5 protein-coding genes and 2 pseudogenes are annotated in these 7998 nt (G+C 52.8%); all 7 read left to right on the top strand.

Translation table 11 applies throughout. The features are described 5' to 3' along the window. Positions 1-123, top strand: a pseudogene (locus FV242_RS31250) (IS5/IS1182 family transposase); the annotation flags it as partial. A gap of 338 nt (positions 124-461) precedes the next feature. Next, positions 462-1883: a metallophosphoesterase gene (locus FV242_RS31245; RefSeq protein WP_147941637.1), complete on the top strand. Its 1422-nt coding sequence runs from the start codon at positions 462-464 to the stop codon at positions 1881-1883. Positions 1884-1898: 15 nt separating this feature from the next. Continuing rightward, on the top strand, positions 1899-2525 hold the full coding sequence (locus FV242_RS31240) for a GTPase-associated system all-helical protein GASH (RefSeq protein ID WP_147941636.1): 627 nt from the start codon (positions 1899-1901) through the stop codon (positions 2523-2525). 12 nt (positions 2526-2537) lie between these two features. Next, a pseudogene (locus FV242_RS36425) lies at positions 2538-2975 on the top strand (GTPase-associated system all-helical protein GASH); the annotation flags it as partial. Between the two features lie 3 nt (positions 2976-2978). Next, positions 2979-4043, top strand: a complete 1065-nt coding sequence (locus FV242_RS31235) for a hypothetical protein (protein WP_147941635.1) — start codon at positions 2979-2981, stop codon at positions 4041-4043. Beyond that, on the top strand, positions 4043-4936 hold the full coding sequence (locus FV242_RS31230) for a hypothetical protein (protein ID WP_147941634.1): 894 nt from the start codon (positions 4043-4045) through the stop codon (positions 4934-4936). The genes FV242_RS31235 and FV242_RS31230 overlap by 1 nt, the downstream gene beginning before the upstream one ends. Continuing rightward, positions 4933-7668, top strand: a complete 2736-nt coding sequence (locus tag FV242_RS31225; RefSeq protein WP_147941633.1) for a hypothetical protein — start codon at positions 4933-4935, stop codon at positions 7666-7668. Before FV242_RS31230 ends, FV242_RS31225 begins: the two co-directional genes overlap by 4 nt. The last annotated feature ends 330 nt before the right edge of the window (positions 7669-7998 follow it).

Below are 7998 nucleotides of genomic sequence, written 5' to 3'. Positions count from 1 at the left end.
GCGTGGCTGGCGCGATTCCGACGCTTGGCCATCCGCTACGAACGCCGCGCGGACATCCATCTCGCCTTCACGACCCTCGCCTGCGCCCTCGTCACACTCAACCAATGCAGACGGTTCTGTTAGACGCTCTAAGACCCACCGCCACGATTTTAAACACACTTTGCCGCACTTCCTTCGGATGGCCTGCCATCTCGCGGGTATCGCATTCCTGCGCAGCTCGCAGCGATTGATTTACGATACTGGACCGTACCGAGAGGGAGTCGAGGATCGTCCTGCCTTCATCGTTGGCATGCTAAGGAGGAAGACAGCGTTAGATTCGGGATAAAACCTCGGCCCTTTCCGGGTGCTCCGTCAGCGAACAAGCGGCATGGGGTGTTGTCAGCCGCAGCAACAAGGTGCAATCCAACGTTGCTTCACCGGCCGCCTGGCCTTCCTCCCCTCTATGTCCGAATCCCCTGCGAATGCCCGTCAATCGCACGCTTAGGTTCCTTCAGCTCTCGGACATCCATTTCGGCCAGGAGCGCCCAGAGGAGCTCCCCCGTCACAACGATGTGCGGGAGGAGTTGCTTCGCGACTGCCGCCAAGCCGTCGCGCAGGGACTTGTTGGAGGCCCGGCGACAGCCATACTGGTGACAGGAGACATCGCGTATGCCGGGAAAGAGGAGCAATACAAAGTAGCAGGTGAGTGGCTGGACCGCGTAGCAGCTGCAGTCGGCTGCGGCGAGCGTGAGGTTCGCCTCATACCAGGCAACCATGATGTTGACGTCGCGCGATTAGGTTACTTGGGGAAGCAGGCTCAGAAACACCTCCGGACCCTCGCGCCTGCAGTGTGCGCCGGGGAGTTATCGCAGGCTTTGTCCGATCCGAATAGTCCGTTAATAGAAAAACTTGATAGCTATTTCAGTTTTGCGGAAGCGTATGAATGTGCGCCAAAAAATATAAGTATGCCATTCCACACTAAAGATTATGAACTTGCGGGTGGGAAAGCGATACGAATTGTCGGTCTGTGCTCTGTACTGATTAGCGACCTCGACGACTCCGAAGGGGGGATGTTCATGGGGGCTGCACAGTATTCTATCCCGAGAGATGATGCGGTTGAGCAGGTTTATCTACTTCACCACCCAATAGGATGGTTCAAGGATCGAGTGAATGCGCGGCCATATATAGCGCAAAGGGCCAGAGTGTTTATGACAGGCCATGAGCATCTGGCTAATTTTACAGTTAGTGAAAATAGTAAATTTGAACATCTCCATCTCGCCGCTGGCGCCCTTAATCCTGACGCTCTTTCAGAAGTATATAATTACTCCTACAACTGGATTGAATTATCGTGGATCTCGGACTCGGATCGGGCTATTTTAAACGTACGAGTTTATCCACGCGCTTGGAACCCGACGACCACAAGCTTCGCCGGCGATTATCAGCGGACAGGTGATATAGTTTACCGCGATTTTCGACTTGATTGCGGGCCGGCCATACACGTTCTTGAAGAGCATCCCGAGCACCTGTTAGGCGAATCATCTGCGCAAGAAGAGCCCTCGAATAAGACGGTTACTTCGGGCATCGACCTGTCGACTGCTAAGCCGAGAGAAGGGACTACCACGGAGGAAGCTATGAAACCTCCTGCTTCCCACGTCGCCAGCGCAATCGATGAGCGGCCGATGGAGGTGCTGAAATTCCTATTTTGGCGGCACTTAGACCGCCAAACCCGGCAGGACATCCTCCGTCAGCTAAATCTGCTTCCGTCGAGCAACACTCTTGTCCCTCATCCATTTGAAGTCGCGGCTTTCGAACGAGCTTTCGGCAATACGGTCAAGTCCAAAGAGCTCTGGGACGCCGCGATGACAGCAATTCCGCCAGCACACCAGCGCAAAAACCCGTTCTGAAAACAAGGAGTTAGAATGTCCGCGTCAATTGGCGACTGGTATCGTCTCTCGGACATCGAATTAAACGACGACCGTTTAACCCAACGACGGCAGGCCGCAAATAAGCTGGCAGCGCGATTGCCGGGGGCGGCTGCTATACCGCTAGATATAGTAAGCTTGGCGGTGGAAGCGTTTGACAATGAGCCGCGAAGCGACGGTCCTATGCTCCAAGTGGCAATTGAAGCCATTGAGGAGCAGCAGCCTACCCTCGATAAAGACGCCGCCATCGTCTCGCTTGATCCACGCATTCTCGCAGGGTTCACCGTGGAGCAAAAGCTTACCTCAGTGCTGGAAGCGGCTCCCGCGCGGTACGGTGACGGCGCTCTGCTTGCCGGAGCTGTGGTGGCAGCGCTGAGGCACAGAACGCCACCGACCGGGAGCTTTGCACAAGCTCGCGCTGCTGGCTTGCTAAACGCCGCCGAGCGCATCCTGGATAGATTAGACGAGCGGCGTCGGACGCGAAGCGATACTGCCGCCGGGGCATTCGAGGCCGCAGTTGATAAATCTGGCGACGCACCCGACCTGCCCAAATTGCTTTCGGACGCCTTGAAAAAAATAGAAGCTGAAATTAACAAAGATCGCGAAGAACTCAACGCGCTTTAGTGGGTATTCGGTGGGCGTTCGTACAAGCTATCCGCATCATATAGTACCCTCAATTCGGGAATAGCTGCGCTGATCGCCGGGGCGGAACTTGCTGAGATAGTAGATCCACCTGCAACCCGCGGGTTGGCTGCTTTGTCTAAGCGAATAATAGGAATCAGATCAACGCAAGATGGATCTGGCACTTTAGAGGTTCTATTGTCAGAAGTATCCAGTAATGCTTGGAGCGCTCTATTGCTTTCCGGATCGAGTAGAGATCTTGTGCTTCGTTTGCCCACTATTTTTCCTGCATCTAACATGGTTGTCCAACAGCAGTCTGATGGAAACCCATTTAATAAGAAAATTAACGGTTGGTTTAAGACACGAACAATCAATGCAAATGAGTTCGCATCTCAGGTATTTGCGGAGCGAATTCTTTTAAAATCTTACTCAACTAAGCGTTCGGGACGCTAGCTTATGTCAGTTTTAGTTGAATGTAAAGTAGAAGGCTGCCTAATCGCACAAGATGGGCCATGTGCTCGCACAGGAGCAATCTCGCACTGCGAAAATGCCACCGAATCCGCCGACGACTCCTCTGATGAGCTTGAGGATCAAATCAATCAGGCGGCTTCCCTAGCCCTAAGTGCGCCGCCCGAACTGAGGTCCATCGATCTTGATGACCCCCACCATGAACGCCGTATCCATCCCGGGATGGAATTAGGACTGTCTGATCTTCAATCTCTTATGGAAACGGAGTACGGGCATGTCGTAACCATCCTCGGGGCTGACGATGCTGGCAAGACAAGCTTCCTCTGCAGTCTCTACTGCATGGCCGCGCGAGGCGGGATGGAACTAAAGGGCTACCGGTTCAGCGGCAGCATGACCTTACCGGGCTTCGAGGCGAGGACCCGAAAAAGCCGAGAGTGGGAGCCAGGCAAAACGCCAGAACGACTGACATACCGAACCAGGTACGAAGAGGGGCGCGGCGCAGGCTTCATGCACCTGGACCTTCAACACATTGCGTCTGAGCAGAACCTACGACTCTTTCTGACCGATCTACCGGGAGAATGGACGCGTACATGGATTGATAAAGCCAGATATGGGGACCGCCTAGCCTTCCTTGATCGATCAGATGCCATATTGATCATGATGGATGGGACGAGCCTGATTGACAAGGAACGACGAGGTCAAGTGGCTAACCAGCACAAAATCTTGATCGACCGGGCAAAGCTGCTTGCCCCCCAAGGCTGTGCCCTTAGTATCGTGCTAACCAGGGGCGACCATCTGGAAATGAACGCACCAGCTATCTTAGATGAATTAGTGGGGCATGCTAATCAAGCCGGTTTCCGAGCTAAAGGGACTGTCATATCCACGTTCTCAGGAAACACGACGGTTCTATCAGGGACAGGCGTTTTCGAAGCGTTGATGAGCTGCCTTCAAGCTAGCACATCGTTACCGCATAGGGAGCCATACGCCGGAGAAAAACCTCGGCCAGCACGCTTTTACGGCTGGAATAACTCACAAGATACGGATGTCGGCTGATGGCTAGCGGCAACACCGTTTTGTTTGTCGGAGGACACGAAACGGGTAAGTCAAATTACTTGATACGATTCTGGCTGGCTATCCGCGACAAAGAGGACGGGATGCTTCGGCCGAACGGCCTACCAGATGATCTGGAGTACTTGAATGCAGGCGCAGACGCGCTTCTAGGCGGGAATTTCTTTGGGCGTACAAATGAGCCTATTGCGGCAATGTGCGAGATACCGTTGCTTGTTTCCGGAGATCCGTCAACGTTACTGCTTCCCGACTTCAAGGGGGAGAAGTGGGTCCAGATATACAAAGACCGTAGATGGCCATCAGATTGGTCTCAGCTTATTACTAAAGAAACAACGTTCTTAGTTTTTGTCCGGGCTCTCTTCGATCAAAACGTTCCACAATTAGATTGGCAGACACTTGAGCAGTTCTATGGGGCCGGTAGTAATCTCGACCCAAGTATTCCGAAGCCAAAAATGTCAGAAGAGCCGCCTACACAAGTGGTGCTTGTAGATTGGATACAAACCTTGCTGGGCCTATATCGTTCTGTTGGAGGTCCGGCTGTTAAGCCAAAAATTGGCATAGTAGTCACGGCTTGGGACCGCCTTTCAGATTCAGAACAAGCAGCCGGCCCAAGTGTGTACCTACGACAAGAATTTCGCTTACTTTCCGATTTTCTTCAGAGCAACCGAGAACGTTTTGAGACAAAGAATTTTGGCGTATCAATTGTTGGCGGGGATCTAAGGGATGATCTTGAATACCGAGACAAATTCCTCGACAGTATAAATGGGCACGCTGCTGGCTACGTTTGGCATGAGCTGCAAGGACGGCCCGAGAAAAGTAGCAATCTTGCGCTTCCAGTTGCATGGGCTTTGAGCCGGGCTGGGAATAAGCTCGCATGAGCAACGACCTAATAGAGCAAAGCGTTCATGGATACCGCCGTGGCCACGAATGGCTTGCTGGCAGTTTTCAACTACGGGGAAAGGATAAGGAAGTCGTAACGTCACTAAGCGATCTTTCCGGACTGCCACTGCGGGATGAGATACCTCCCTATTTGACATCATATCCGCTGCCGAACGCCACCCATTATGCAATCGCTCGGACTTGGCTTGACTACGAGGCGCCACGCGAGGGATGCGTACTAACTCACACGTTGTTCGTTCCAATGTGGATGTGGCGGCAAGGAATTTCGGCTCGGGCCGTGTTCGATCTATTTATTCAGCCGCGAAGGAACAACCTCTCTGTCTATGAAAATCCAGCCGCGCTGATTGATTCATCTTTTCTGCCGAACAAAGAAAGCACCTTAAATCCTCGCGCCCATAGGGTTCAGGTGTTTGCTCGGAAGTTTTTTGCGGAAGGACGTCGACCATTGGTTTGGCTAGACTCGCCGAATCCAGACGAGATGCTTATAGATTTACTCGAGTTTGTGTGGCCCTCGCTTCGAGCTGATTTCAGTGCATGCACGCACGCTCTGAAAATGAGATTTATTCAAGATAATCCGTTTCGGATTGTTTTCGCACCGGCCGCTGCCTTGAGCCGATTCAGCGACTTGGAGGCCGGAAACATCATTCGCGAATCGCCTCAGGCGGCGGACGATCCGCGGTTTGAACCCCTCGATGATTTGATCGCAAGGTCGCTTGCTCTTGGACGCTCTGCCCCAGAAGTAGAGGGTTTTAAAGAGTCCCTGCCGGCAGATCCCACCGCGCTGCTAAAGATTGCTGTCCTTGATGGCCTTAAAAAGCAGGCAGATAAGAACCCGGCCTCATCGGTTGCGGCAATGGATGTGCTTGCAGTTCTCATTCCGGCTGAGAGCGCCGGTATAGAGCGCAAGCGAGAGGCGGCTCAATACGCGATAGATCGAGCGTTGAAAGAACGTCCGCAATCCCAGCTGAAACTGATTGGGGCGATACTCAACCGTCTTTCACGTCCCGCCTTTCGACGTCTCAAGCCAATGAGGGCAAATTTGCTTAAGCTTGGATCGGCTGTGGTTGCGGCCGATCCGGAGATTGGCCTTCAGATCTTACTTAGAGCCAAAACACGCTCCACGGCACTGGTGCTCATTGTTGCAACGGGGCTCGCAGATTGCAAATTTATAATAACCAACTTGCTCAACAAGCTGGAGCAGACGGCGCCTGATCTCATTGATGAAATGTTACGTTATAAGCCATCACTGGCTCGGAGGTATTCTGAAGAATTTAGTATTGCGCAAAATTCAAGAGAAATGTCGGAAACCGCTCTTTTATGGATGAAGCGTGCGTTGCCGTCCAGGCGGACGTCAATCTCAAATCAGCTCGCCGATAGCCCAATTCTCGCAACTGACCCGAGATTATTCGAAGCAGTCATCGCTGTGGCGGGAAGGAGTGCGTCTGAGAAGGCTATTAGAGCCGTACTCAGTTCTGGCCAGTTGGATCACTTTCAACCCGAGATGTGGTCTGCTCTGACGGCAGCGGCCCCGCATTATTCGAGCGTTTTTCTGGATTACGTGTCCTCCGCTGGATTTAATAACGTCAAAATCGCTGAAATATGGGCGAGAGTAGTTGAACCCTCTGTCCAAACTGTCGAGTTGGTTCTCGATTTACAGACATTACCTGAAGATGTTCGAAAGGAGGTTGTTGTTTTATTGCTATCGCGCCAAGATATATTGGAGCAGATGCCTTACGTGCGCCAGTGTCACGTTCTAAAAATGATCGATATTTTGCTCAATGGATCGTCTGTTCATCGCGCGCTCTGGCAGCAGGCTGTTCGGGTAACTCTGAGCTACGTTGAATCCGGAATCTTTGGGGACGGGCTGCCCGGGAATCCGGTCAAGTGGGCTGCTGCGGAAGATTTGGACCGTAGCACGTTGTCGGTCCTGGTCCACAATATCCTTGAATCTGTTGTGCGCGCGATTATTCGTAACCTTATCTTGGAGGGCACCGCACACATCTGGCTTGAATGGCGGCCCGTCCAGCACGCTTTGAGGTTTTCGGCGCCCAGCGACATTGCTGAGCTATGGCGAAATGAATGTCTTTTGAGTAAATACGGCCCGTCGCAACGAGATATGGGCGAGCGCGTATGGATGCTGCTTTGCTTATTGGGTCCAACTTTGGTGTTGAGGCAAGATAGAGCTCTTTCCTCTGTTATTGATGCCGCTTTTCATGACTTTCGTGCGCACTGGTCGGATAGTAACACCGCGAAATGGCTTGATCTCATTAAGATGTCGCGGGCTGCGAGCTACTCAGGCGATCTTACTTTACTCGATGCACAAAGTGTTCAGGTCGCACTGTCTCATCCCTACATGAACCTTTGCGCGTTGCTAGAGATATCGTTCCCGGCTGTATATTCTGCGACCGTATCAGGTCGCTTAACTCTAATCGAGCTATTCTATTTTTATGTAGATTGGGACAAGGGTAAGGAACTAAGGCGATCGCTCATACGTGCGTTTGTGAATTCCGATTGGCCGCCCCGGGCGATAGCTTTAATCGCAGATGATGCTGGAATATTAGATAAGATTACTTCTAGGCTTTCCCGTACCGGGCACACGTTATATCTTACACGAGTGATTGGTGATCTAGAGACGTGTGGTACTATTCGTTCGGGCGGGCTGGCTAAGCGGATGCGAAGACAGGAGCGGCGTGCAGAGGATTGGGATTAGTGCGCTGACGCATTCACAAGAGCTATATCATCGCTCGGCTACGCGGGTTGCGGGTATGGCTCAGACCATCCCTTAGCTCGACTTTGGCCATTCATGCGGCGTGGCAGAGCGCACAGGCCCAGGGCGCTGGCAAACGGAAGCGGGGTTTTGTTCGGGCACGTCGGCGCGGTGATGTTTCCAAAGTCCGCTCGCGCCAGATCGCACGTGCGCATCCGGCGAAGGCCGCCTTGTTTGGAGGTTTATCGGCGTCCAGCTTTTCGGTGATCTGATCCGGCATCGGTGCTGGCATCGGTGCTGGAGATGCTCGGATGGACGATGCGACCTACGTCC

It is taken from the genome of Methylobacterium sp. WL64 (genome assembly GCF_008039945.1).
Lineage (GTDB): Bacteria > Pseudomonadota > Alphaproteobacteria > Rhizobiales > Beijerinckiaceae > Methylobacterium.
Note: the sequence above shows the minus strand (reverse complement) of the source record. Positions and strands in the feature narration are given on the sequence as shown.